Genomic DNA, 25,466 nt, shown 5'->3' on the forward strand with positions numbered 1-25,466 from the left:
AAAATGCACCAACAAAACTTGTTTGTTCCTGCAAAATTTTTCAATAAAATTGAATGCTTTTCGGTTGACCTAAACGGGAGAAAAATAAATTCTCAGAGGTCGTGCAAACTTAGACCAAATTTCCGGCTCAAAAAAATTTCGGTTACTGCTGTGTGAAAAAATTGTAAACAACAGAACTGTTTTAACTTTAATATGTTGTTAACTATCACTAAATAAAACAAATTGGTATCATGAAAAAGTTAATTGTCTTCCTGTTTGGTAGTATTTCGGTTACAGCTACCTATGCACAAATGAACATGAATTGTTGTTTGCCCGTTAATGCAACTGAAAAATATGCACTTAATGCCAATGACAAAGATTTTGTAGCAGCACACCTTTCTCCATTGCCTTATACTTATGTTGGCCCCGGCGCTGATTTTACTTATAAAGCTGCTGATGGCACTGATGCGCATGGATGGATGATTAAGGCTGATAAACCCACTGATTACTATCTTTTCGTAATACATGAATGGTGGGGTTTGAATGATTATATCAAAAAGCAAAGTGAGCAAATGGCCAATGATCTTGGTATAAACGTAATAGCACTGGACTTGTATGACAATCAGGTTGCTACAACGCCTGCCGATGCGGCTAAAATTATGCAAACTGTAAAAACAGAAAGAGCTATGGCTATTATTCATGGAGCGTACAATTTTGTTGGCGCAAATGCAAAAGTGTTTACGATTGGCTGGTGTTTTGGAGGTGGTTGGAGTTTGCAAACCGCTATAGAAGGTGGCAAACAAGTGGCAGGGTGTATTATGTATTATGGTCAGCCCGAAGAAAATGTAAACAGGTTAAAAACTATTAACTGCGATATCATTGGATTTTTTGGTAATAAAGACACGCATCCAAGCCCTGCCATGGTGGATGGATTTGTAAAAACTGCAGATGCTGCAGGCGTAAAATTAATGGTGAATCGTTATGAAGCAACACATGCGTTCGCAAACCCAAGTAATCCCAATTATGATAAAGATGCTACTGCAGATGCTTATACCAAAGTAAAAGACTTTATAAAAGCGAGGATGGAATAAATGTTTTTTAAAATAGATGATCAAATTTCAAAAAGGCTAACGATCAATATTGATTGCAGCCTTTTTTTATAGTGATAATTGTTCTTTGCAATAGCGCTATTATTTAGTAGCAGTTAGTCTGAGTAAAGCTATATATTGTTGCATAAAGTTGTAACGTACAAGCGTGCGACGCAACAGGCGATGCTATGAAATTATATTGCATGGTACATAATAAATCTTTCATATTTTTTTGCTTATTTATTTTGTAGCATATAAAATTTTATATTTAGGGCTATAAGATAAACAGCGATCAATATGACAGTTGCTGAGTTTGAAGAAATAAAGCGTAAGGTTCTCAGGCAACTGGAAGATCAGTTACCTGAGAACCTTACTTACCACAACGCATCACATACAGCAGATGTTTTAGAGCAGGCACAATATATTGCACAGCAGGAAGGTTTTACCAATGAAGAAGAAATAATGCTTTTGAAAATTGCTGCATTATTTCATGATACAGGTTTTTTGAAGGTATATAAGAATCATGAAGCAAAAGGCTGTGCCATAGTGCGTGTACAAATGCAACACATATTTGATGAAGCTGCGCTTGAGAAGATATGCGGATTAATAATGGCTACAAAAATTCCACAAAAACCTCTGACGCCTCTTGAAGAGATCATTTGCGATGCAGACCTGGACTATTTAGGAAGGGAAGATTTTGGGCCTATAAGCAATGCATTGCGGCTTGAGTTTCTTGCCAATAATATTGTGAAAAATGACCGTGAATGGCAGGAAAAACAGATCAGTTTTTTTGAACAGCACAAATACTTTACTGCAACATCCAATAGCAAAAGAAATTCCAGGAAACAAGAACGGCTTCAGGAACTAAAAACGATTTTCAGCTTGCAATATGGCTTATAAAAAACAACCATGACAATAGCAGCATTAGCACGTTTATTGAATGTGCGTAAGGAAGAAAGATGGCTGGTTGCAAAACTTTTCTGGATACAGTTTTTCCAGGGTGCAGGTGTAGCATTTTTTTTCACATCAGCGTATGCAACATTTCTTAATAATCATGAAGTATCTGATCTCTCTTTTGTATACATATACACAGCTATATTACTTTGGTTAACCGGGCTTATTTATGGTAAACTGGAGCATAAATACCACGTCTCAGATTTTAGCAGGTATATAGTCTGGTTCATGGCCGGGAGTATTCTGCTGATAAGAATAGTTGGCTATTCTGTACCTATTCCGGGGTTTGATTATTTTATATTGATATGGTTCAACGTACTTTATCTGTTGAGTAATCTTGAGTTCTGGGGTATTGCAGCGCTTGTGTTTGAAGTAAGGCAGAGTAAAAGACTTTTTAGTATTATAAGTGCAGGGGAAATTCCGGCGAAGTTTATTGGATATACACTTGCTTCGCTAACAGTATCTTATGTGGGCACGGCCAATTTATTAATTCCTTCTTTTGTCTGTGTACTTGCATCCCTTCCGTTTCTCCATAAGATTGTAAAATCTGGTACACTGCACGAACATGCACACCATCACTTCCATGGGCATGAAGAAGAGCATGGTGAAGGGATGATCAAGACATTTATAAAAAAGTTCACTTCGGATAAACTGATCTTATGGCTTGCCATACTTTCTTTCATTATGTCTGTATGTCTGGTTGTAGCTAATTTTTCTTTTTACAGTAAAATAAAGGAAGCCTACCATAGTGATATTGAGCTTGCTATATTTATAGGTTCTTTCCTCGCAGTTATACGCATATGTGCCTTACTGGTTAAGTTATTACTTACAAGCAGGCTGGTAGCGTCTTTGGGCATCAAACGTTCATTGCTGCTAACGCCGATAATATTTACGGGCTGTATTGTCATGGTAATATTACTCAGGTATGTATTTCATGCGGAAGAGGCAGTGTTATATATGTTTGGCGCTACATGTATAGTACTTGATGTATTGAAAACGTCCATCAATTCTCCTGTCTTTCTTAGTATAATGCAACCGCTTCCTATACATGACCGGTTGCGTTCTCATAATATTGTAAAAGGCATTATGGACCCTTTTGCGTATTTGTTTTCAGGCGCTTTTTTATTTGAACTCATAAAAATTCAACATGGTATTAATCTTACGGCACTTTCTTATTTTTTATTAGCGTTTGCTTTATGCTGGATAATAGGAATTTTTTTCGTTGATAAAGAGTATTACGCCACCGTTTTAAAAGCTATCACCAGTAAATTCTATAACAGATCAGATCTGGCAATTGATGATGCAGACACCATCGCATTTATCAGGAAAACGCTTGAATCAGGCAGCGAGTTAGAAATCATACATATACTAAGACTTATACGGTTTAGAGAAGACCCTGTTTTAAATGAAGTGCTTATAGAAAAATTGCTGTACCATAATTCAGATGGAATAAAAGATGAGATGCTGACGTTATCCCAGGCTGGCATTATAAATATTTCCGCTGCGGCCATTCAGAAGATGCTTGCAGATACCACGCTTGCACTGCCATTAAAACGCAAAGCATTTTCCATATTGTGCAGTAAAGATGCAGATGATGCAACAATTTTTTTACATGCGCAAAATAATGATGATCTTATTCGCTCTGAAGCATTGGGTAAACTTTTGGCAAGCCCTCAATCAGCATATTTTGCAAATGCCGGGATCATTATTACTGACCTTATTATTTCTGATGATGAACAAAACCGCATTACTGCCGCAATATCTATTGCAAAATCAAAGAATGAGGTATTCAAAGACCAATTGATTCAGTTAATAAATGATCCAAACAGTATTGTAAGTAATACAGCGATCAATGCATCCGGCAATTGGCCCAACGAACAACTAGTAATAGCTATACTTAAACATATAAAAACAAAAAGAAATGAAGTTTGCCATGCGTTACTTGCCGCAGGCCCTATTGCACTTCCTTATATAGCGGCTTATATAATAAGCAACGAAGCAAATTATGATGAACGTAAGCAATTGCTAAAAGTATGTGGCGCAATAGGTGGTGAAATAAGTATCAACACCCTTACAGATATTTATAATAAGCTTCCTGAACATGCGCATACCATTATAAAAGCCATTTATAATTGCAGCCAAAAGACGATTGTAAACAACCATATATTCCTGGAAGCCGTTGCACAAAAATGTATTGTGGAAGCTGCAGAAATTCTGCAAATGCAGCATCAGCTATATTCAAGCCACCAACAGTTAAAGCTATTGATGGATACACTTACCATTGAATTGGATGAAACAAGAGAGAGCCTGCTATATCTTTTTTCTATTCTTTATAAGGCTACCGAAATTGAAAACGTACGCCGCACGCTGGCACTTAACAGTAAAGAACAAACAGCCAATGCTTTTGAAATGCTGGAAATATCTGTGCCAAAAAAGCTATCACACGATTTTATTGCCATTTACGAAAAAGGAGATATTGAACAGCGTGTTGCAATGCTGTATAATAAAAAAAATACTGTCGCAAAAGATACCGCTGAAATATCTTCTTATATCTTGCGCAGCAGCGAAACAATTTTCCTCGACTGGTCAAAGTCATGCGCTGCCTATACTTTACAAAAAAATAAAATTCCGTATGACAGTGCACTGGTAAAAAGATATTTGTATGCAGAAAACCCTGTCCTGAAAGAGACCGCAAACTTCACACTCAATAATGTTATGAACAGCAAATTATTACTTCTGGAAAAAGTACTTGTATTAAAGCGTACAGCTATTTTTTCCGAAACACCGGAACACATACTCGCAGACCTTGCACCCCTTATGCAGGAAGTGGAGTTTAAAGAAGGCACGCAAATATTTGCAGAAAACGCTATTGGCGATAGCATGTATATTATTTACCAGGGCAGTGTGCGCATACACAAGGGTACCACAACGCTTACTATTCTGGATAAAGAAAACGATGTGTTTGGCGAACTCTCACTCTTTGATGCAGAAAAAAGATCTGCCAGCGCAACGGCAAACACAGATTGTTTTCTGTTTAAAATAGAGCAACTTCCGTTTTATGAATTAATTGAAACAAGGCCCGAGATCATTAAAGGCGCCATAAAGATGTTATGCAAAAGATTGCGGGCACAAAATGAAAGAACGGTTGAAATACAAAAAGAAAATACATAATTTTTTTTACCAATCTCCTGCACAAGTATTAGGCTTTCGTTGCGTCGCACTCTTGTACTCATGAATAGCCTTGAGCATTAGCTACGTGTTACGGTACTTTGTGCAAAATTTGAAAAGAGTTCAGAACGCACAAGTGAGTGACACAACCGGCGATGCCACATATACTGCAGCCGGCCAACAAATTTTATTTTATCTCATTCCTGTAGAAATTTTACATCAAAACTTCCACACATTTTTACTTCATTTTTATTTAATTTTTTACTGGCACAGCATTTGAATTATTACCTGCATAACAATTAAACTAATTACCTATGACACGCATAAGAACAAAATCGGCGTTAAGCGAAAACGTAAATGTGAATTTCAATCAATCAAAAGAAATTGCTTACTGGGCAAACAAATACAATATGACCATCGAAAAATTTCAGCAACTGTTTAAAGAAGCTGGTTATTCAATTTCAAGATTATTGAGTTCAGGAGTTTTGACAGCATAATTCTTCCGGTACCCGTAAGTTCCGGATCTATATATACATTTATTTCTTTACAGCGAATTGTATGGCTAAACCAGTTAAAAAGAAAGGAATAAAGAAGAATAAGCCTGGCGTTAAAAACTCGCTTGTAAATAACATAAATGCAAGAAAGAAGAAGGGAATCTCAAGAAGCAGAAAAAAATCTACGATCTCGAAAAAGTCGTATAAAAAGATGGAGGATAACTGGGGCGGAAAAGATTAAGCCTGCCATAGATTCTCTGATAATAAAGCCACATAAAAATTATGTGGCTTTATCTTTTTTAGTCAGAAGGAAAAAGAGATTTATCAATGTTTGGAATTATAAGCAGCGCATTCTTATAATAGATCTTTTTCAGAATATCATCTGTTAATCCCATTCCGTACATGCGCCAGAATGCATGATATTTTTTGTGATAAGGAAAATATTCATCTTCTGTTTCGAGCACACGAAAATAAGTCTGGTATTCTTCGGGCACCCAACTGTCTTTGCCAAACATAATGCGGTCCTGGTATTTTGTAAAGAATGCTTTTGCCGCTTTTGGCTGGCGACCAATTTCCGCAATCACAGCACCAAATTCCACAACAACATTCGGCATATCTGTAAGCAAGGAATCGAGTTTAGAAAGATTGTTTGCATACCATCCAAAATGCGCCGCTATAAAAGTTGTATGCGGATGTTTCTTGAACATTCTGTGTTGTTCTTCAATCAAGGTTTCCCAGGGCGCAGGATTGGTTGCGCTTCTTTTTCTTTCCGGATGTGTTTTTAATTCAAGCCAGCGTTCATTGTGTTCATCCATTGGTTCCCAGAAAGGTGCAGGGTCTGCAGTGTGAATGAGCACGGGAATTTTCAACTCACCACATTTTTCCCAAATGGCATCAAGTCTCGGATCATCAACTGTTACACGTTTGCCATTCACATCTTTTACTGAGAAGCCAAGATTTTTGAAGACCTTCAGACCATTCGCGCCATTATGCACATCCTCTTCCAATTGTTTAACTGCTTTTTCTGTCCAGCCTGGTGCGCCAACCCTGTCGAAATCAATATTTGCAAAAATGATAAAGCGATTTGGGTATTGGCTTTTCACATTATCTGCCATGCGTTTCAAAGAACCACCATTGCCCCCACTAAGATTCACCATCACTTTTAAATTCAGGTTATCCATGTCTTTCACCAAACCATCAAGACTGCCGCTGCCCATATTCCATTGATGATTGTGCACGTCAATGAAAGGATATTTTGCTTTTGTTATATGATGTTCAGGAACCACCAGTGTTGATGTTGGTTCATATTCCTCAAACCCCATTTTGTCGGTGGTCTGGCAGTGTGCAGATTGCGCAATGAACGCAAATGCCACAATTGTTTGCAGAAGGGATCTATACATAGCAGATGTTTGAGTGAAGATATTATTGCAGCAAAAGAAATTAAAACCGTTCAGCAATGTTAACAGGATTTTTGATGCAATTGAAATTATTTATGTAACCGGCAGTATTGCTATTATTGAGCTTTCGTTGCGTCGCACTCTTGTACTGAAGAAATTCAAAACAACCAGGCGACAGGCAAGGAGGCAAAGAGTTTTTTGATTAGGTTTACAAAACTTGCTTCAATCAAACATTTGTTATGAGTTATTTCAAAAACAATCGCAGAAAATTTTTGCAACAATCAGCAACAGGATTGGGAATGTTATCATTGCCTGCTTTATTAAATGCGCAGGTTACGAATAAAAAAGACAAGAAGAAAATTGTTTGTGTCGGCGGCCATCCGGATGATCCTGAAAGTGGCTGTGGCGGCACGCTTGCTAAGTTTGCAAATGCAGGTCATGATGTAACAATTATTTATTTAACAACAGGGGAAGCAGGCATAGAAGGCAAATCTCATGATGAAGCAGCTGCAATTAGAAAACAGGAAGCCATTAATGCATGCAAAATATTAAATGCAAAACCTGTATTTGCCGGACAAATAGATGGAGATACGATTGTAAATAATGAATGGTTGCAAAAGCTGCAACAACTCATCAAGAATGAATCTCCTGATATTGTGTTTGCACACTGGTCGATTGATTCACATAAAGATCATCAATGCGCAAGTTTATTAACTATACAAACATGGATGCGTGCACAACAAAAATTCCCATTGTATTTTTTTGAAGTTTGTACCGGCGAACAAACCATGACTTTTCATCCAACAGATTATATTGATATCAGCGATACACAGCAACAAAAAAGAAAAGCGGTGTATTGCCACACCAGCCAGGAGCCGCCGGGCATCTATGCCTGCGGCCATGCGGCTATGGAAGAATTTCGTGGAAGAGAAATTGGTGTAAAAGCTGCAGAAGCATTTGTAAGAATGAACGGAAGAACGCAAGGTGGTTTATCAATATGATGAATTATGATCAGGTGTACAAGTGTGCGACGCAAGAAAAATTTAATAGTTATTCTAAAGCGTGACTCATAACATTTTAAAAACTTACGCGGCTATTTATTCTGCTTAGCAACATGTTATAACTGTCACGTAATAATTTATCAGCAATATCTTCTCTGCGTGGTTCATTTACGAAACTATTGTTGATCAATCTAAGATCATCGGCAGTCAATGCACGACTATCTCCACGATATGTTGCAGTTTGAATCTCCCAGTTGTAAGTGTTGGAAAAATTATCATAGAAACTATTTCGGCTGCTGTATGCATCATAAATGCGGCATTGCAATGTGGCATTGCTTTGCATGTAGCGTTTGGTTACATATACAGTTGCTGTAACTGTTGTGTAGATTGGTCTTGGCGGGTTTGTTTTTGTTTCTCCTGTTTTTATCTGTGCAGTTCTGTTAAGTGTATAATATTGTGTAAAAAGCTGGCTTATAAAAATGCGTGTGAAATTAAGATCAACAATTTTATCGGGCTGTATGTTTTGAGATCTTGCTTCCCAATCGTTGAAAAATTTTACGTTGCGGTAAGAACGAAAATTGAGATCACGAACCATTTGTTGTTGCAGCCAGTCATTTTGAAACCCCCAGAAATTATAACCATTGTTGTAATAGTTAACCGGATTCACAATAACTTTTATATAAGACTTATCATAAGCTTCCGCCATCAGGTCTTTTACATCTTTATAACCGGGAACCGCTTTGTTTGCTTTTACAAAATAATCATAAGCTTTCTGTGCACCTTCTCTTGTGTTGTAATTTAAATTGGAAACTCCTTGTTCATAATATTCATCTGCCGCATGATTATATTCTTCCTGTATTTTATAAGACGGATCCCATGGGTTGGGCAATGCTTCTTTTGCTGCAGGTGTGGAAAGAATCGCTTCATACATGTGTTGCATTACAAGCCATTCATTGGCTAAAGCAATGTGCCTGTCACCGCCGCCAAGATTATAATATTTTGCATCTGTAAGGCTATCTCTTTTATTTAATGCTGCCCTGTAAGCCTCTGGCAGCAAGTGTTTCGCTTCTTCATCATTTGGGTTTTTCTTCAAACGATCAACAAGGTCAAATACCTGTTTGTCTTCAAAAGTGTAATTCTGTTTTACAGCGCTTGTTGTACCACAACCATAATAGGCAAGAATAAATAATAAGAAAAATAATTGCAGCAAGCGGTGCACCATGGTGTTCTGTTTTGATGCAGAAAGGTAATAATTTTTATGAGCTTGGCGATAGAATATGCATGATGCTTACGTTGCGTCGCACACTTGAACTGAAGAATGCAATTCAAAAATCAGAAATCAAACCAGAGGCGACAAGTTTTTGCCTTCTGCTTCGATACTATTTATCCTGCAGTACAAGTGAGTGACACAACAGGCGATGCCAAAAGACATGCAGTTGACAACAAAAAAATTATAAAGGAGATATATTTAGCACTTCAATGAGTTTACCGCTGCAATCGCCTCCGGCATCTTTCCATTCAATTTTTACTTTGGTGGGATAACTGATATTGTTCACATTTAAAGAAGAGCCTTCCGGAATTTTGTCAAACTTATATTCTTTGCCGTCAATATTTACAAGCCAGCCCCAGCAACAGGCACACTTGTCCGGATTCAATCCTGTAATTGTTCCGGTGGATTTTTCAGATGAATTGTCAGAGGTATTTACTGCAGATTCTTTGTCAGCAGTTTTACTACAGGAAGTAATAAGCAAAGCGGCTGTAAGAAGCGTAAGAAATACATTTTTCATTTGGCAATGTTTTTAAAAATGACAAAGAAAAAAAACCGGGCGTTGCACCGCTTATGTATTTATTCAAACACAACTGTTTTATTCTTGTAGACAAACACACGATCATCAAACACAAGTTGCAAAGCTCTTGCAAGCACAGCTGTTTCAATTTCTTTACCGGCTTTCATCATGCCACTTGCTGTAAATGTATGGTTAACCGGAATGATCTGCTGCGCAATAATGGGACCTTCATCAAGATCGTTTGTTACAAAATGCGCAGTTGCGCCAATCAGTTTTACGCCACGCTCAAACGCTTTCCTGTAAGGGTTAGCGCCGATGAATGCCGGGAGAAACGAATGATGAATGTTAATGATTTGAGTAGGAAAATAAGTCACGAATTCCGGCGAGAGAATACGCATGAATTTTGCAAGCACAAGGTAATCGTAGTTATAAGCACCGATGGCATTTTGCAATTCTTCTTCAAATGCAACCTTATCTTTTTCTTCATGCGAAATGAAATGAAAAGGAATATCAAAGCGATCACAAATGTTTTCTAATGTAATGTGGTTGCCAATTACGCATTGCACAGATGCGCCCAATGTTTTAAAATGATTGCGGATAAGAATATCAGCAAGACAATGATATTCTTTTGTAACGAGTACAATTATTTTTTTCTCAGGACTTGGGTCAACTTTTATTATTGCATCAGTTGGTAATACATTTCTTATTTTTTCTTCTAAATTTTGTGCATCCGAATATTGTTCAATTTCTACACGCATAAAGAAGCGGTTCTCTTCTTTATCTACATGTTCACGCATAGAAATAATGTTGATGTTTTCTTTTGCCAGCGCACCTGAAATTGCCGCAACTAATCCTACCTGGTCCTTACATTGAATAACGATGATCAAACTATTTTAATTTATTGTTTAGTGCTCGTTGTAAATTGTTCATTGATTAATGTGCTTCCAGCCAATTATCACCAAAACCAACTTCTGCTTCAACTGGCACGCCGTGTGGTAATGGTAATGCTGCCTTCATGTTTTCGAGTATCAAAGGCTTAAGTGTATCCATTTCTTCTTTCAATGCATCGAAGACCAACTCATCATGTACCTGTAAAAGCATTTTGCTTTGTAATTTTTCTTTCTTCATGGCTGCATGAATTTTTATCATTGCCAGTTTTATCATATCAGCAGCAGTGCCCTGTATAGGAGAGTTAATGGCATTTCTTTCGGCAAAACCCCTAACTGTAAAGTTTGATGAATTGATGTCTCTTAACCAGCGTTTACGCCCCATCAGTGTTTGCACATAGCCATGTTCTCTTGCAAAGTTGATGGTGTCATCCATATACTTTGTAATGCCAATGAATTCCTTCTTGTAATTGTCAATGATCTCTTTTGCTTCTGACCTGCTGATGCCAAGATTATCTGCCAGTCCAAACGCCCCCTGGCCATAAATGATCCCGAAGTTTACGCTCTTTGCTTTATACCGCATTTCTTTCGTTACATCTTTTGCTTCTATGTTATATACTTTAGCAGCGGTGGCAGTATGAATATCTATGCCGCTTTTAAACGCCTCGCACATGTTAGGGTCACCGCTGATGCCGGCGACTATGCGCAATTCAATCTGCGAATAATCTGAGCTAACCAAAACATGTTTATCATCTCTTGGTATAAATGCTTTACGAATTTCTTTACCGCGGTCTGTGCGGATTGGAATATTCTGTAGGTTAGGATTATTACTGCTCAGTCTTCCTGTGACTGCCACAGCCTGTGCGTAAGATGTATGCACACGCCCAGTTTTTTTATTAATCAGTAAAGGCAATGAATCTACATAAGTTGATTTCAATTTTGTCAATTCCCTGTAAACAAGAATATCCGCAACGATTGGGTTTGTGTGAGAAAGTTTCAACAACACATCTTCGCCTGTGGCATACTGGCCGGTCTTTGTTTTCTTTGCTTTGGGATCAAGTTTCAATTTTTCAAACAACACTTCACCCAATTGTTTCGGAGAAGACAGATTGAATTTTACACCTGCTCCTGCATACACATTTTCTTCAGCTAATCTTGCTTCGCGTTCTAATTCTTTGGAATAATCTTTTAAAAACCCTTCGTCTATTTTTATGCCTTCAAATTCCATGTCAGTTAACACTTTTACCAAAGGATTTTCCACTTCATAAAAAACTTTTTCCACTTCTTTTTCTTTCAAACCCGGGTGCAGTGCATGTTTCAGTTGTAAGGTTATATCTGCATCTTCCGCAGCATAATCTTTTATTTTTTCGACTTCCACATCACGCATGTTGCCCTGGTTCTTGCCTTTCTTGCCGATAAGTTCTTCAATGTGCACCGGCTCATAGCCCAGGTATTGTGCACTTAACAAATCCATACTGCGTCTGCCTTCAGGTTCTATTACATAATGTGCCAGCATCGTATCATAAATATTTCCCTTCAATTCAATCCCATACCACTTTAATACAAGCATATCGTACTTAAGATTCTGCCCGATCCATGTAATCTTTTCTGAATTAAACAACGGCGTAAATTGTTCCAGTATTTTTTTAGTTGCTGTTTGATCTGCAGGACAAGGAATATAATAAGCTTCATGCGGAATATAAGAAAAGCTCATTCCCACCAATTCAGCATCATTTGCATCAATGCCTGTTGTTTCTGTGTCAAAACATATTTCTGTTTGTTGCAACAGGTCCTTTACTAATGCAGCAATCTTTTCTTGTGTATCTGCAAGAATATAATTGTGTGCTGTGTTGTTGATATTTTTATCAGCACCAAAACCAGTAGCCTCAACATCTGCATTACCATCTGTATTTGCAGCAACTTCTTTCTTTTCACTTTTTGCTTTTGACTTTTCGCTTTGCTCAACAACGTTTCCAAACAAGTCAGTCTGAACACCTACCGGGGCAGTTTGAAACACATTGAATTCTTCTCCCAACACACGTTTACCAAGCGTTTTAAATTCAAGCTCTGTAAATACTTCTATTAATGCAGGCTTGTTCCATTCTTTCAAACAGAATTGTTCTTCGTGAAATTCAACAGGCACATTGGTAATTATTCTTGCCAGTTTTTTACTCATGATGGCACTTTCTTTTCCATTGCGTACTTTTTCACCTAGCGATCCTTTTATATTATCTGCATTTGCAAGAATATTTTCTATAGAGCCATATTCTTTCAGAAGCTTTGCTGCTGTCTTTTCACCGATTCCCGGAATGCCCGGAATATTATCTACTGCATCACCCATCAACCCAAGAATATCCACTACCTGGTCAACCCTTTCAATATCCCATTTCGTACATACTTCTTTCGGACCCATTATTTCAACATCTCCGCCCTGGTAACCGGGTTTATAAATAAATATTCCATCTCTAACCAACTGACCATAATCTTTATCCGGTGTAACCATATACACATCGTAACCCGCATCATGCGCCTGCCATGCAAGCGTTCCAATTACATCATCCGCTTCATAACCTGTAACACCAATTACGGGAATATTAAATCCTTCAATAATGCGCTTGATAAACGGAATTGCAGCCGAAAGATCCTCCGGTGTCTCCTGCCTGTTTGCTTTATAATCCGCAAAGTCGGTATGTCTTTCTGTTACACCTTCTACATCAAAGCAAACGGCCATGTGCGAGGGCTTTTCTTTATTCATAAGGTCAAACAATGTATTGGTAAAACCAAACTGCGCATTGGTATTAATACCTTTCGACGTAATACGTGGGTTACGTATCAATGCATAATATGCACGAAAAATAAGTGCATACGCATCCAGTAAAAATAATTTCTTAGCCATGCAGCTAAGGTAGGGAATTCACATTTCGGATTTGTGATTTATGATTCTGGATTTTTGGGGAACGAACTGCAGTGCTGCTATAAAGCTTTGGTTGTGTCACTCACTTGTACGTCCGGTTCAATGAGCAGCAATAGTTACATCTTCCTTTGTTTCCGTAAATTGCCACAAATTTTTACAGGTGACCATAGAATCATTATACCAGATATTTCTGCAGCATCCATCTATACAAACAGACACACGCAAACTAAAACCAGGCGACCTTTTCTTTGCGCTTAAAGGACCAAACTTCAACGGTAATCTTTTTGCATTGAAAGCACTCGAAATGGGTGCGGCTTATTCAATCGTTGATGAAGATATTGAAGGTGCAAATGACAGCATTATTAAGACAGACGATGTACTAACTGCTTTACAGCAACTCGCAAAATACCACCGCGAACAATTTAATATTCCTTTTATCGCTATCACCGGGAGTAATGGTAAAACCACCACAAAGGAATTAGTGAGCACTGTGCTCGCTTCACATTTTAAAACATATACTACAGAGGGAAATTTGAATAATCATATTGGCATTCCTATTACATTACTAAGTGTACAAAAAGATGCTGAAATGGCCGTGATAGAAATGGGTGCCAACCACCAGAAAGAAATTGCAAGCTACTGTGTTTATACACAACCAACACATGGCATCATCACCAATTGCGGCAAAGCACACCTGGAAGGTTTTGGTGGCATTGAAGGTGTAAGGAAAGGAAAGGGTGAATTGTTTGATTATATAAGAGCCCGCAATGGGACTGTATTTGCTTATGATGATTACGATTATTTGCACGATATGAGCAAAGACATTCAACACATTGAATGGTATGGATCAAAAAAAGGAACTGTTACTGGTCATGTGTTGCAAAGCGAACCATTTTTGGAAGTGGCGTTTACAAAAGGAGGTTCTTTTACTTCTCTTAAAACGCAATTGGTAGGCGATTATAATTTGCCAAACGTTTTGTGTGCGGTAGCTGTAGGGAAACATTTTAATGTGCCTGATGAAAAAATAAGATCGGCCATTGAAAATTATATACCATCTAACAGCAGGTCTCAGTTAATGGAAAAGGGAAGCAACAAAATTATTCTTGATGCTTATAATGCCAATCCAAGCAGCATGAAACTGGCGATAGAAAATTTTGCCAAACTGCATGCTGATAAAAAAGTTTTAATGCTCGGCGGAATGATGGAACTTGGCGAAGAAAGCATTGCAGAGCATAAAAATATTATTGCACAAATTGATGCATATAAATGGGATGCTGTTGTATTAGTGGGTGGAGATTTTGCTAAGATTGATCATGCTTATACTTTCTTTGCTAATTCAACAGAAGCTGCAGTATGGTTGCAGCAGCAACATTTTGAAAATACTTACCTGCTTGTAAAAGGATCGAGAAGTATGGCAATGGAAAAAGTTTTGCAGCCTGTGTAGCTTTTTTCCCGCAAAGACGCCAAGGCCAAAGAAGCGAGAAAATACGCGTTGCAGCTTTCCTCATTATGTTTTGCTCTGCGTGATACTCTTTCTCTTTTTTAAACAATGAGCAGAACGTATAAGAGTGCGACGCAACAGGTGATGCCATAAAAACAATTGCACGGCTCATAAAAATAATAACTATGAATCTTCGTGAAAAATTTCCTCAGCTGGAACCCGCCTTGATCAATGAAATGGAAACAGAAGGCATGATAAAAGAATTTACTGCAGGCGACATACTGATGCGTAAAGGTCAATACATCAAAAGCACCATACTTATACTAGAAGGCATTGTAAAAATCTTTAGGGAAGATGAGGAAGGTGCAGAGTTTTTGATGTATTACCTGCAACCGGGTGAGGCTTGCGCCATCTCTATTATTTGTGCATCAAAAGCAGAAACAAGCCAGATAAGCGCCGTGGCAATGGAAGACACAACTGCTTTGATGGTGCCGATAAGATTCATGGATGAATGGATGAGCAAATACAAAAGCTGGTACTACTTTGTTCTGGAGACTTATCGCAACAGGTTTGAGGAATTGCTTATTGTTATTGATAATGTTGCATTCAGAGGCATGGATGAACGCTTGTTTTTCTATTTAAAACGCTATACAGAAACGAATCACTCCAATATTATTTCTCTCTCTCACCAGCAAATCGCCGACGAACTGAATTCTTCCCGGGAAGTGATCTCAAGGTTGCTGAAAAAAATGGAGCAACGCGGACTGGTTGTACTTAACAGGAACTCCATAGAATTGAATGCAAAAGCAGTTCTGTGACGTTAGTCACTTTTATTCTAAAATGCAAGGCTGACCTTTGCCTAAAATAAAAAATATGGGATTCTTTCAAAAATTATTTGGCAACGGCAACAAAGATGAATTAAAGGTCTTACTCGACAGAGGCGCATTATTGATTGATGTGCGCAGCAGGGAAGAGTTTAATGCTGGTCATGCTCCAAAAGCAATTAATATTCCATTGCAAATGTTGGTTCAGTCAACAGACAGGCTGAAAGGAAAAAACGTAATAACCGTTTGCAAAAGTGGCGCAAGAAGTGCTATGGCGGTGACGATGTTGCAGAAAGAAGGCGTAAAAGCTTTCAACGGTGGCGCATGGGATAACTGGCAGTAAGTTTGATGCTTTTATAAAAATTTTTGTTATGGCAACTTCAGTAAACGAAACTTATAGCGAGATCATCAACGGGACAACGCCTGTGCTGGTAGATTTCTCTGCAGAATGGTGCGGACCCTGTAAAATGATGGCGCCGATACTTAAAGAACTGCATGGTATGCTGGGCAGCGCGGTGCGTATTTTAAAAATTGATGTGGACAGGAACCCAAAGCTTGCGGCTCAATATAATATAAGTGGTGTGCCTACGCTTATCTTATTCCAAAGTGGAAAAGTATTATGGCGGCAATCAGGGGTTATGCCTGCAAACCAGTTGGTTAAAGTTATAAAACAACATGCGGTGCTTGCTGCATAAAATTTACTTACCTGAGCAATTAAAACACGAACTTTGCAGGCGAAATTACAGATCATGAGTGAGCAGAAAGCAAAACCATCTTATTTGTTGAGCGTGCTGGGGAACAAATGTCCGCGGTGCCGCGAAGGTTATATATTCGAATCAAAAAATGCCTACGCATTAAAGAAAAGCTCTTATATAAAAATGCCGGAGAAATGCCCGGTGTGCGGTCAACCAACAGAAATTGAAGTTGGGTTTTATTACGGCACCAGTTATGTTAGTTATACGCTTACGGTTGCTTATTCTGTAGCCACTTTTATTGCCTGGTGGGTACTGCTTGGCTTTTCCATTTACGATAACAGCATATTTTACTGGCTCGGTTTCAATTCCATTTCTATGTTATTGTTGCAACCTGTTTTCATGCGCTTGTCGCGTAGCATGTGGTTTAGCTGGTTTGTTAAATACGATCCCGATTGGAAAAATCATCCTGTTGGCAAACAGGAAAGAATAGTGGAAGAACATATGGGCAACTGGTGATGATACCCGGCCCTAAAGGGGGTAAGAAATTTTTTAGGACAAACTTTTGAGCTACTATTAAGCTTTGGTTGTGTCACTCACTTGTACGTTCAGATCATTATGAGCAAGTAATTGTATTATTCCTAAATGGTTATTTTCTCTTCACATAAACATGTTTAATATTTCCTTTTCCGGTTTCGCGCTGATCTATTTCAAAAACATTCATGTTCTTTATTAATTGCACCAATTTGCCAAATCCATAGTTACGGCTATCAAAATTGGGCATCTTTTTAATAAGTATATTTCCAAGGTCACCTAGGAAAGCCCAGCCATTTTCATCGGCAATATCTTCAATGCTGTCTGAAATAAGTTTGATCAGTTTCTTATCAGCCTTTAATATCGGTTGTTTTGGTGCAGGCTTTGTTTGATGCTGGGAAGATGGTTTAGCCGCAGCAGGTTTGCCTGTTTCGGATTCTTCCACTTCAGGCTCGGCAGTAAGGATTTCTATATAAATAAATTTATCGCAGGCAGAAATGAAAGGTTTGGGTGTTTTCTTTTCCCCAAAGCCAAACACTTTCATACCGGCCTCACGTAAGCGTGTGGCAAGCCGGGTAAAATCGCTATCGCTTGATACAATGCAGAACCCATCAACTTTTCCCGAATACAAAATATCCATTGCATCAATGATCATTGCAGAATCGGTGGCATTCTTTCCGGTGGTGTAACTGTATTGCTGAATGGGTGTAATGGCGTTTTCCAGCAGTACACCTTTCCAGCCTGAAACAGTTGGTTTTGTCCAGTCTGCATAAATTCTTTTAAATGTAGGTGTTCCATATTTCGCAATTTCTTCAAACATTTCTTTTACGCTGGCATATGGAACATTATCAGCATCAATTAAAACGGCAAGCCTGAGATCATTGTTATTGTTCATAACTATTAAATTAATCCTATATAGATAAAGATAGTCAGAATAAAACGATTGTAAAGTTGTTGCGCTTTGTGTTGTTTTGACAAATAGCTTTGCAGTTTTTTAAGGCAGTATGTGAATTGCCATGGTTTGCTGCCTGTAGTTCGGAAAGTACAAGAGTGCGACGCAACAGGCGATGCATAAAAAACTACAGGCGGGCTCATAAATTAACTAACAGTGTCAGAAATTTTTAAACAACAAAGAATGCTTACAAAGGTTTTACAGGTTGCTGTTTTTGTAGTACTAACTAACGCGGTTTGTGCACAGGCAACCATTTCGGGGAAAGTAAAAGGATCTAAATCTAATGCGGTAGAGGGTGCAACAGTACATGTGCTTAATTCGAATGCCGTAACCATTACGGATGCACACGGAAATTTTACGATCAGCAATATTGCAAAAGGCTCTTACACGATCACAATCGAAGCATTAGGTTATGCAACAAAAAATGAGATAATTTCTACAGGTGAGTCTTTAGAAATTTTATTATCAGAAGATTATAAACAGTTAGATGATGTAACTGTGAGTGCAGAAAAAAGAGAAGCATCCCTTCAGCAAACGGCTTTAAGTATGACCTCACTTTCTGCCAAACAAGTGCAGCAATACAGGCTTTGGAACAGCAAAGAATTAACAGCGATCGTGCCTAATCTTTATTCAAATAATTCCGGTGATGAAAGAAATGTTACATCTATTCGAGGTATAACTACTACATCATACGATCCTGCGGTAACAACATACATTGATGGCGTGAATCAATTCAGTCTTGATACTTACATGCCGCAATTACTGGATGTTGAAAGAATAGAAATTCTTCGTGGGCCACAAGGCACATTGTATGGCCGCAATGCAATGGGAGGCGTGATCAATATCATTACCAAGCAACCAACCAACACAGCAAGTGGTTTTGCAGAAATAAGCATTGGTAATCATAACCAGCAGCGTTACAATCTTGGTGTTCGCCTGCCGGTTATAAAAGATAAATTATTCTTTGGTGCAGCAGCCATGTTCAACAAACGCGATGGCTTTTATACCAATGAATTCAATAATTCTTCCTACGATAAACAAAATGGTTTCACCGGTAATTACTATCTGAAATATTTACCCAATCAAAAATGGGTAATAACATTAAACGCCAAACATCAGAACACAAGAAACAATGGCGCATTTCCCTTGGTAAATGGTGTTGATGAAGCATTCAATAATCCTTATAAACTTTCGCAGAATGCATTGGCGAAAATGATCGATAATACTTTCAACGCATCGCTGGTTGTTAATCATACAGGCAATAGATTTAATTTTTCTTCACAAACAGCATGGCAACAAAATCACCGTTATTATAATGCACCACTCGATGGAGATTTTTCCACTCTTGATATAATTAGTATCATTAATGATTATGGTAAAAAATGGAACAACGTAAAAGTATTTACAGAGGAATTACGCTTCAGTTCGCCAGCCAATAATGCTGCTGCATTAAAATGGACTGCCGGCGCATACTTCTTTCATCAAAATGTTCCGAATAAACAAGCAACTTATTTCGGCGAAGATGCCGGTTATTATGGTATTCCGGATACCGATTTCTCTACCATCAGTACAAGCACCGGCAAGAATACCGGCATAGCAGCATATGGACAGATCAATTATACATTCAGTAAAAAGTTTGAATTGATAGCTGGCCTGCGTTACGATCATGAGAGCAAAAAATTATCTGTGCTGGGTGAGTATGAAAAAGCAGGTGTTGGAACTATTGTTACATTGCCCGATACAAGTGCAACAGCCAACTTCAATGCAGTTTCGCCAAAGCTGGGCATCAATATCCATGCAACGGCAAACAATCTAGTTTTTGCAACATACAGCCGCGGATACAGAACAGGCGGCTTAACCCAATTATCTTCTGATCCATCGAACCCGCCGCTTTATCCTTACAAGCCTGAGTACAGCGATAATATTGAAGCGGGCATAAAAAATAATTTCTTTAATGACCGTTTGCGTGTAAACATTACTGCGTTCATAACTTTCGTTACCGATGCGCAGGTGCCAACACTGGTATTACCCGAAGCAATTACCATTACTAAAAATACGGGCAAGCTTACCAGTAAAGGCGCAGAACTTGAAGTATCTTCCACACCCGTAAAAGGCCTGCAGCTTGATTATAATTTTGGTTACACCAATGCAAAATATAAATCACTAAAGGTTTCCAGTAATGGAGAATCTATTGATCTTAATGGCAACAAACAGATCTTTACGCCGGATGTAACTTCTATGCTTGCTGCCCAATACAGTTTGTTGCTCAATCAAAAACAGCAGGTAAAATTAGTTGCACGTGCTGAATGGTTTTATCTTGGCACTACATATTTTGATCTTGCCAATAATATCAGCCAGTCGCCTTACCAGTTGCTGAATACACGTATTGGTGTAAGCAGCAAACATGCTGATCTTTTCTTCTGGGCAAGAAATATTACAGACAAACACTACATAGCTTATGCATATGATTTTGGTGCGGTGCATTTGGCTGATCCAAGAACAATTGGTGTTTCATTGATGGCTAAATTCTAGCAGCATTAAGCAAACAATATTTATGAGAAGGTCTAAAAAGACCTTCTTTTTTGTTTACCCAACTGTATTGCTACTATTATACATTCTTGCGTCGCACTCTTGTACGTTTTATCATTCTTCAACAAAGATTATGTATCTAAATAGCTCCCTTTAAGGTAGGGGCAAACAAAAAGGCAGCAAAGAATTGCCGCCCGTCTTCAATTGCTTATGTATGTTTTTGCGTAAGTTTCTAACGACGTAAAATTGCAGAATTGATCAACAGAAAAATATTTCATTTGTATGAAACGTATTTTCATTTGAACGAACCGTACAAAAATGAAAATAAGTTGTAAAGCCTTCTTTGCTGTAATTACTTTTGAAGCATGAAAACATTTGCAGAGAACATACTTGATTTTCTATTTGATTTAGAACTACCATTTAAACTGCCCAATAAAATAGAAGTATTAGATGCGCACAAACTGCCTGAAGTACATGCAGCCTGTAAAATTTTTTATGAAAAATTTTATACAGATCATAATGAAAGATACTTGCTTATTGGCATTAACCCCGGCCGTTTCGGTGGTGGCGTAACCGGTATTCCGTTTACAGACCCTGTACGTTTACAAAATGATTGCGGTATTGAAAATAACTTTCAAAAGAAACAGGAGCTTTCTTCTGTTTTTATTTATGATATGATCAATGCGTATGGAGGCACACAAAAATTCTACAGTAAGTTTTATATTTCAGCAGTTAGTCCGTTGGGTTTTGTAAGAGCAGGAAAGAACCTGAATTATTATGATGATAAGGTATTACAACAACGTATAGAACCATTTGTAATTGATTGCATGGAGAAGCAAATTGTTTTTGGTATTAAAAGAAACATTTGTTTCTGCATTGGTGAAGGAGAAAATTTTAAATACCTCAAAAAACTGAATGAAAAACATGCATGGTTTGATGAGATAAAAGCACTTTCACATCCAAGATTTGTGATGCAGTACAAGCTGAAAACAAAAGACCTTTATATTCAGCAATACATTCATGCGTTTGCACGGGTAACGCAGGCTTGAAAGTAACTATAATATTCAGTGTGCTGAATAACGAGATAAACGTACAAGAGTGCGACGCAATAAAGTTGAATAAAGTATTGCAGCCGGATACATAAAATAAAAAACCCGTTTTGCATAATTATGCAAAACGGGTAAGTTTCAAAAATCTTTACAATTCAAATATCAACTGATCATCCCTGTTCTCCACTTTCAACTGACGAATAAAATTGTCGTATCCTTCTTCATCTTCATGATTACTGTACATGCCATATGCATCAAGGCTGTAACCGATAAGTCCGTCGTTTGCTTCTATTAAATAAAGAATAGATGATTCGCCAGGATCAGAATCCCCTTCGAAGCGATAGGTTTTGATAATGGTTAGTTCTTCCGGCTGGTAAAATTTTCCTTTATTTGCTGTAAAACCTTCGCTGGTCCACCTGAATTCCTGATCCATTTTTTTTAAACGGAGCATTTCCAGTATGCTGCTGAGGGTTGTCATTTCATTTGTTGTGTTCATAAGTTTAAATTTCTGGTAAATAATTACTGTTATATATGTGTTGCATAATTATTTGCAATACCTGTAACCAGTATGATAAGAAAAAATGCTGCCAGAAATTTTTATACTTAGCAGTTCTCAGCGAAGTTTAAGTTGATGGTAAATGTAGAACCTTTTCCCTCCTCACTTTCTACATCAATAGTTCCTTTATGGTTTAATATTATGTTTTGCGTGGATGTAAGTCCTAAGCCGGTTCCTTTGGGTTTCCCTGTAAAGTAGGGTTCAAATATTTTAGCAATAGATTCTTTGTTTATGCCAGAGCCGTTATCGATTATGGTAATGCAACATTTATTATTTACATTGGCAGTACCTATTTTTAAAATGCCCTTTTCTGCTTCCATTGCTTCTATGGCATTTACTATGATATTTAACAGGGCTATCTTCATCCTTTCTTTATCTACAGAAACCATGCACATTCCATCTTCATAGCCTTTTACGAGTTTGATGGACTTTAATTCCAGGCGATCGTTGGCATCTATCAGCACTTCGTCAATCAAATCATTAATAGAAATATCTTCTACCTGTAATTGTGCAAATTTTGTAGAATTAAGCAGGTCTGACACTAATTGGTTAATACGTTTTGCATTGCGGTCTATCATATCAAAAAAGATAACATAATCTTCATTGCCATTAAGATCGCTGCGTAATTGTTCTGAAGCAAGACCTATATTGGTTAAGGGGTTTCTTATTTCATGTGCCATTTGCCTGGCTATACGGCCACTGGCCGCGAATTTTTCAATACTTCTCAATTCCTTTAATTCGCGGTTGGCTTCATTCAGTTCATCAACTCTTTTTTCAAGCTCAATGCGGTATCTCGTTGCATGCGAGGCTGCGATTTTTTTAGCCCTGTTTTCTTTATTATAAACCACCCAGGAATAGAGCGCAAGCACTACAGCAATTATAATAGAAGTAATAATAAATACATTAAGCGTTTTTAAAACGCTGTTCATCTTATTTGTGCGTTCCGCCAGGAAATTTTTTTCCGTATTCTCCATTGTATTTACCATATCTCTTATAGTGTCCATAACTTCCTTACCGTGGTATGACATTGATTTAAGTGAATCAGTTGTCTGCATGTCATGATTATCGAAGGATATAATCATTTCCTTCATTATCCTGTATTTTTCATTTATCCTTGTCTTAAGTGTTTCAAGCCTTGTTTCCTGCATTTCATTGTCTTTCCATAATTCCCTTAATGCAAGAAAATCAGGTTTTAACAGGGAAAAACTTTCATTATATTCCGAAAGAAACTGCGTGTCTTTTATGATCATGTATCCGCGTGAACCCGTTTCCGCATCTGTAAGATGAGATAATAGGGATTGTAACCTGTTGATGATAATGTTGGTATGCTGAACCAGGGTTGTCTGTTCTTTCAGCTTACTGGTAGAGATAAAAAAAGAAATGTATGACAGTGTTAGCAGCAGGAAGACTGCGATATAACCTGCCTTTACGCGATTTTCAATCTGTAGTTTCATGAAGAAATTGGTTATGAATACAACACATTTTTAACATGTGCAACAGTGGTTAGCAATACCTTTTAAAGATAATGGAATTTACTTTCCCTGTTATTCTTAAAATTAAAATAATACTATTGCTTCTCTATCCACACACTTACTGAACCCGCGGGTGCATAAAATTCCCCCCATCCATCCTCGTTTATTGCAACTTTTGCCTGATGTTTTTGTAATAGGTCAATAAATGTTTTGCCTGCATAACGTTTACCTATTTCCATATTTTTAAAACCTTCCTCACCGTTCGATAGTACCACTGCACAACCATTGTGTTCATCATCACCTTCTCTTGTCCAGCCAATGCAATTGCCATGATCAAAGTAATCGCGTTGCGTGCCATAAGCAAATTGCCTTCTTGCATATAGCAGTGTATCAAGTTCTTCACATTTTGGTAAAAATATTTCATAATCGTTCCCGTCATTTCCTTTATCAATATACGATGCGCCATAGAGATCCGTAAAAAATACACAGGGATATCCATCCTGTCTAAGCAATATCAACGCATAAGCAATTGGCTTGAACCAGAGTTCTACCGGAGCTTCCAGCGCCTGCAATGGTTGTGTATCGTGATTTTCCACAATCGTTACTGCAAGTAACGGATTAGCTGCGACGAGTGTATCGTTGAAAATAGTAGTAAGATCAAAATCTTTTCCTGCTTTTGATGCGCGGTGCAAATTATGATGGAGTGATGCATCGAATAAGCTCATCCTGCCTTCTGTTGCAGTAATATATTTTTGCAGTAAATCAAGATAGCCTGGCGCCCAATATTCACCTACCGCAAAAAGATCCGGTTTTACTTCGGTACGCATATAATCGAGCCATTCATTATAAAATTGCGGGGCGATATGTTTTACGGCATCGAGTCTTACACCATCAAAATGAACAGTATCATAATACCATTTTCCCCAACGCTTTAATTCTTCCCGCACTGCCTTATTTCTGAATTCAATATCCGTATACATCAGGTAATCGAAATTTCCTTTTTCTTCATCAACTACCTCTTCCCAACCTTCTCCGTATTCATTCAGGATAGAAAAAATGCCTTTTTCCTGCAGGTTACTTGCATAATCTGTTCCGGTGAAACAACGGTGATCCCAAACAAAATCTGAATACTTTCCGTGGCGCTGCGGGTAAGTAAATTTTGTATACGCTTCTATTTCAAATGCGTCACTCGTAAACTCCTTCCGGTTATCAGGATTAACCCTTTTTACAAATATTTTCTCAGTTTCATCTGCACCCCCTAAATGATTCACTACAATATCAGCGTATACTTTTAAACCCGCATCATGGGCGGTATTTACCGCATTTATCAGATCTTCTTTTGTTCCGTATTTTGTGCGCACTGTACCTTTCTGATCAAATTCGCCAAGATCATAAAGATCGTAAACATCATAGCCAACAGAATAACCACCTGCCGAAGCTTTTGACGCAGGTGGCAACCACACTGCTGTGATACCTTTTTCTGCCAGTTGCTTTGCGTCAGTTTTTAATTTGTTCCACAAGCTTCCGTCTTGCGGATAATACCAGTGAAAGAATTGTAGTAAAGTTGCGTTCTCCATATTGGCGTATTTATGAACTTAGTTTAAAAAAATTATGGCCCCAGCCGTAGTAATTAATATTAAGCATTTCTTGCGTCGCACACTGCGGCATTCTGCCCGCTATTGTACAAAACAAATGCCATCGAAATTTTATATGTTTTGTTGATATATGCTTTTACAAAATAAGCCGGT

The 25,466-nt window shown here is 38.0% G+C and carries 22 protein-coding genes; 13 read left to right on the plus strand and 9 right to left on the minus strand.

Annotated features, from left to right (window positions below; all coding sequences use genetic code 11):
- The first annotated feature begins 230 nt into the window (after positions 1 to 230).
- The 5 genes from FRZ67_RS14110 to FRZ67_RS23500 all read left to right on the plus strand — a co-directional run bounded on the left by FRZ67_RS14110 (position 231) and on the right by FRZ67_RS23500 (position 5,924).
- The gene (locus FRZ67_RS14110) at positions 231 to 1,070 is read left to right on the plus strand and encodes a dienelactone hydrolase family protein (protein WP_147190328.1); all 840 of its coding nucleotides are present in this window, start codon (positions 231 to 233) and stop codon (positions 1,068 to 1,070) included.
- Positions 1,071 to 1,364: 294 nt separating this feature from the next.
- The gene (locus FRZ67_RS14115) at positions 1,365 to 1,967 is read left to right on the plus strand and encodes an HD domain-containing protein (RefSeq protein ID WP_147190330.1); all 603 of its coding nucleotides are present in this window, start codon (positions 1,365 to 1,367) and stop codon (positions 1,965 to 1,967) included.
- A 9-nt stretch (positions 1,968 to 1,976) separates the two neighbouring features.
- Positions 1,977 to 5,192, plus strand: a complete 3,216-nt coding sequence (locus FRZ67_RS14120; RefSeq protein ID WP_147190332.1) for a cyclic nucleotide-binding domain-containing protein — start codon at positions 1,977 to 1,979, stop codon at positions 5,190 to 5,192.
- Positions 5,193 to 5,503: 311 nt separating this feature from the next.
- Positions 5,504 to 5,686, plus strand: a complete 183-nt coding sequence (locus tag FRZ67_RS14125) for a DUF3606 domain-containing protein (protein ID WP_147190334.1) — start codon at positions 5,504 to 5,506, stop codon at positions 5,684 to 5,686.
- A 61-nt stretch (positions 5,687 to 5,747) separates the two neighbouring features.
- Positions 5,748 to 5,924 carry a hypothetical protein gene (locus FRZ67_RS23500; protein WP_192903874.1) on the plus strand — a complete coding sequence of 59 codons (177 nt, stop codon included), beginning with the start codon at positions 5,748 to 5,750 and terminating at the stop codon, positions 5,922 to 5,924.
- 58 nt (positions 5,925 to 5,982) lie between these two features.
- Here the strand turns inward: FRZ67_RS23500 and FRZ67_RS14130 are convergent, their stop codons facing one another.
- Positions 5,983 to 7,083, minus strand: a complete 1,101-nt coding sequence (locus FRZ67_RS14130) for an amidohydrolase family protein (RefSeq protein ID WP_147190336.1) — start codon at positions 7,081 to 7,083, stop codon at positions 5,983 to 5,985.
- Between the two features lie 236 nt (positions 7,084 to 7,319).
- Between FRZ67_RS14130 and FRZ67_RS14135 the strand changes: the two genes are divergently transcribed.
- A complete protein-coding gene (locus FRZ67_RS14135) occupies positions 7,320 to 8,081 on the plus strand; it encodes a PIG-L deacetylase family protein (RefSeq protein WP_147190338.1) in 762 nt (253 codons plus the stop codon).
- 76 nt (positions 8,082 to 8,157) lie between these two features.
- Here the strand turns inward: FRZ67_RS14135 and FRZ67_RS14140 are convergent, their stop codons facing one another.
- From FRZ67_RS14140 to polA, 4 genes are all read right to left on the minus strand, one after another.
- Positions 8,158 to 9,303: a hypothetical protein gene (locus tag FRZ67_RS14140; RefSeq protein WP_147190340.1), complete on the minus strand. Its 1,146-nt coding sequence runs from the start codon at positions 9,301 to 9,303 to the stop codon at positions 8,158 to 8,160.
- Between the two features lie 229 nt (positions 9,304 to 9,532).
- Positions 9,533 to 9,868, minus strand: coding sequence for a hypothetical protein (locus FRZ67_RS14145; RefSeq protein ID WP_147190342.1), 336 nt, complete (start codon positions 9,866 to 9,868; stop codon positions 9,533 to 9,535).
- Positions 9,869 to 9,927: 59 nt separating this feature from the next.
- Positions 9,928 to 10,755: a formyltetrahydrofolate deformylase gene (purU, locus tag FRZ67_RS14150; RefSeq protein WP_147190344.1), complete on the minus strand. Its 828-nt coding sequence runs from the start codon at positions 10,753 to 10,755 to the stop codon at positions 9,928 to 9,930.
- Between the two features lie 46 nt (positions 10,756 to 10,801).
- Complete coding sequence (polA, locus tag FRZ67_RS14155; RefSeq protein ID WP_147190346.1) at positions 10,802 to 13,651, minus strand: DNA polymerase I; 2,850 nt, start codon at positions 13,649 to 13,651, stop codon at positions 10,802 to 10,804.
- Positions 13,652 to 13,829: 178 nt separating this feature from the next.
- On the opposite strand from polA, the gene FRZ67_RS14160 reads away from it, so the two are divergent.
- The 5 genes from FRZ67_RS14160 to FRZ67_RS14180 all read left to right on the plus strand — a co-directional run bounded on the left by FRZ67_RS14160 (position 13,830) and on the right by FRZ67_RS14180 (position 17,145).
- Positions 13,830 to 15,113, plus strand: coding sequence for a UDP-N-acetylmuramoyl-tripeptide--D-alanyl-D-alanine ligase (locus FRZ67_RS14160; RefSeq protein WP_147190348.1), 1,284 nt, complete (start codon positions 13,830 to 13,832; stop codon positions 15,111 to 15,113).
- A 182-nt stretch (positions 15,114 to 15,295) separates the two neighbouring features.
- Positions 15,296 to 15,928, plus strand: coding sequence for a Crp/Fnr family transcriptional regulator (locus FRZ67_RS14165; RefSeq protein ID WP_147190350.1), 633 nt, complete (start codon positions 15,296 to 15,298; stop codon positions 15,926 to 15,928).
- Positions 15,929 to 15,983: 55 nt separating this feature from the next.
- Positions 15,984 to 16,277, plus strand: a complete 294-nt coding sequence (locus FRZ67_RS14170) for a rhodanese-like domain-containing protein (protein ID WP_147190352.1) — start codon at positions 15,984 to 15,986, stop codon at positions 16,275 to 16,277.
- Positions 16,278 to 16,305: 28 nt separating this feature from the next.
- Positions 16,306 to 16,629 (plus strand): thioredoxin, encoded by a 324-nt coding sequence (gene trxA / locus FRZ67_RS14175; RefSeq protein ID WP_147190354.1) that lies wholly within the window; start codon positions 16,306 to 16,308, stop codon positions 16,627 to 16,629.
- 54 nt (positions 16,630 to 16,683) lie between these two features.
- Positions 16,684 to 17,145 (plus strand): DUF983 domain-containing protein, encoded by a 462-nt coding sequence (locus tag FRZ67_RS14180; protein WP_147193228.1) that lies wholly within the window; start codon positions 16,684 to 16,686, stop codon positions 17,143 to 17,145.
- Between the two features lie 130 nt (positions 17,146 to 17,275).
- Here FRZ67_RS14180 and FRZ67_RS14185 read toward each other — a convergent pair whose 3' ends face one another.
- A complete protein-coding gene (locus FRZ67_RS14185) occupies positions 17,276 to 18,055 on the minus strand; it encodes an NYN domain-containing protein (protein WP_192903875.1) in 780 nt (259 codons plus the stop codon).
- A gap of 240 nt (positions 18,056 to 18,295) precedes the next feature.
- Between FRZ67_RS14185 and FRZ67_RS14190 the strand changes: the two genes are divergently transcribed.
- Together FRZ67_RS14190 and FRZ67_RS14195 are read left to right on the plus strand one after the other, a co-directional pair.
- Positions 18,296 to 20,644 carry a TonB-dependent receptor gene (locus FRZ67_RS14190; protein ID WP_147190358.1) on the plus strand — a complete coding sequence of 783 codons (2,349 nt, stop codon included), beginning with the start codon at positions 18,296 to 18,298 and terminating at the stop codon, positions 20,642 to 20,644.
- Positions 20,645 to 21,006: 362 nt separating this feature from the next.
- On the plus strand, positions 21,007 to 21,690 hold the full coding sequence (locus tag FRZ67_RS14195; protein ID WP_147190360.1) for a uracil-DNA glycosylase family protein: 684 nt from the start codon (positions 21,007 to 21,009) through the stop codon (positions 21,688 to 21,690).
- A gap of 148 nt (positions 21,691 to 21,838) precedes the next feature.
- On the opposite strand, the gene FRZ67_RS14200 is transcribed toward FRZ67_RS14195, so the two are convergent.
- The 3 genes from FRZ67_RS14200 to FRZ67_RS14210 form a co-directional block, all read right to left on the minus strand.
- A complete protein-coding gene (locus FRZ67_RS14200) occupies positions 21,839 to 22,186 on the minus strand; it encodes a hypothetical protein (RefSeq protein ID WP_147190362.1) in 348 nt (115 codons plus the stop codon).
- A gap of 107 nt (positions 22,187 to 22,293) precedes the next feature.
- Entirely contained in the window at positions 22,294 to 23,700 is a 1,407-nt protein-coding gene (locus tag FRZ67_RS14205; RefSeq protein WP_147190364.1) for a CHASE3 domain-containing protein, read from the minus strand.
- 113 nt (positions 23,701 to 23,813) lie between these two features.
- The gene (locus FRZ67_RS14210) at positions 23,814 to 25,295 is read right to left on the minus strand and encodes an alpha-amylase (RefSeq protein WP_147190366.1); all 1,482 of its coding nucleotides are present in this window, start codon (positions 25,293 to 25,295) and stop codon (positions 23,814 to 23,816) included.
- Positions 25,296 to 25,466 lie beyond the last annotated feature (171 nt).

The sequence above is a fragment of the Panacibacter ginsenosidivorans genome (genome assembly GCF_007971225.1).
Classification (GTDB): domain Bacteria; phylum Bacteroidota; class Bacteroidia; order Chitinophagales; family Chitinophagaceae; genus Panacibacter; species Panacibacter ginsenosidivorans.

Bases quoted from the DNA above. Each gene is read 5' to 3' on its own strand.
- FRZ67_RS14180 (WP_147193228.1), top strand. From the start codon at position 16,684: ATGAGTGAGCAGAAAGCAAAACCATCTTATTTGTTGAGCGTGCTGGGG.
- FRZ67_RS14165 (WP_147190350.1), top strand. From the start codon at position 15,296: ATGAATCTTCGTGAAAAATTTCCTCAGCTGGAACCCGCCTTGATCAAT.
- FRZ67_RS14135 (WP_147190338.1), top strand. From the start codon at position 7,320: ATGAGTTATTTCAAAAACAATCGCAGAAAATTTTTGCAACAATCAGCA.
- FRZ67_RS14170 (WP_147190352.1), top strand. From the start codon at position 15,984: ATGGGATTCTTTCAAAAATTATTTGGCAACGGCAACAAAGATGAATTA.
- FRZ67_RS23500 (WP_192903874.1), top strand. From the start codon at position 5,748: ATGGCTAAACCAGTTAAAAAGAAAGGAATAAAGAAGAATAAGCCTGGC.
- FRZ67_RS14125 (WP_147190334.1), top strand. From the start codon at position 5,504: ATGACACGCATAAGAACAAAATCGGCGTTAAGCGAAAACGTAAATGTG.
- FRZ67_RS14205 (WP_147190364.1), bottom strand. From the start codon at position 23,700: ATGAAACTACAGATTGAAAATCGCGTAAAGGCAGGTTATATCGCAGTC.
- FRZ67_RS14210 (WP_147190366.1), bottom strand. From the start codon at position 25,295: ATGGAGAACGCAACTTTACTACAATTCTTTCACTGGTATTATCCGCAA.
- FRZ67_RS14110 (WP_147190328.1), top strand. From the start codon at position 231: ATGAAAAAGTTAATTGTCTTCCTGTTTGGTAGTATTTCGGTTACAGCT.
- FRZ67_RS14145 (WP_147190342.1), bottom strand. From the start codon at position 9,868: ATGAAAAATGTATTTCTTACGCTTCTTACAGCCGCTTTGCTTATTACT.
- polA (WP_147190346.1), bottom strand. From the start codon at position 13,651: ATGGCTAAGAAATTATTTTTACTGGATGCGTATGCACTTATTTTTCGT.
- FRZ67_RS14120 (WP_147190332.1), top strand. From the start codon at position 1,977: ATGACAATAGCAGCATTAGCACGTTTATTGAATGTGCGTAAGGAAGAA.
- FRZ67_RS14200 (WP_147190362.1), bottom strand. From the start codon at position 22,186: ATGAACACAACAAATGAAATGACAACCCTCAGCAGCATACTGGAAATG.
- trxA (WP_147190354.1), top strand. From the start codon at position 16,306: ATGGCAACTTCAGTAAACGAAACTTATAGCGAGATCATCAACGGGACA.
- FRZ67_RS14190 (WP_147190358.1), top strand. From the start codon at position 18,296: ATGCTTACAAAGGTTTTACAGGTTGCTGTTTTTGTAGTACTAACTAAC.
- FRZ67_RS14195 (WP_147190360.1), top strand. From the start codon at position 21,007: ATGAAAACATTTGCAGAGAACATACTTGATTTTCTATTTGATTTAGAA.
- FRZ67_RS14140 (WP_147190340.1), bottom strand. From the start codon at position 9,303: ATGGTGCACCGCTTGCTGCAATTATTTTTCTTATTATTTATTCTTGCC.
- FRZ67_RS14115 (WP_147190330.1), top strand. From the start codon at position 1,365: ATGACAGTTGCTGAGTTTGAAGAAATAAAGCGTAAGGTTCTCAGGCAA.
- FRZ67_RS14130 (WP_147190336.1), bottom strand. From the start codon at position 7,083: ATGTATAGATCCCTTCTGCAAACAATTGTGGCATTTGCGTTCATTGCG.
- FRZ67_RS14185 (WP_192903875.1), bottom strand. From the start codon at position 18,055: ATGAACAATAACAATGATCTCAGGCTTGCCGTTTTAATTGATGCTGAT.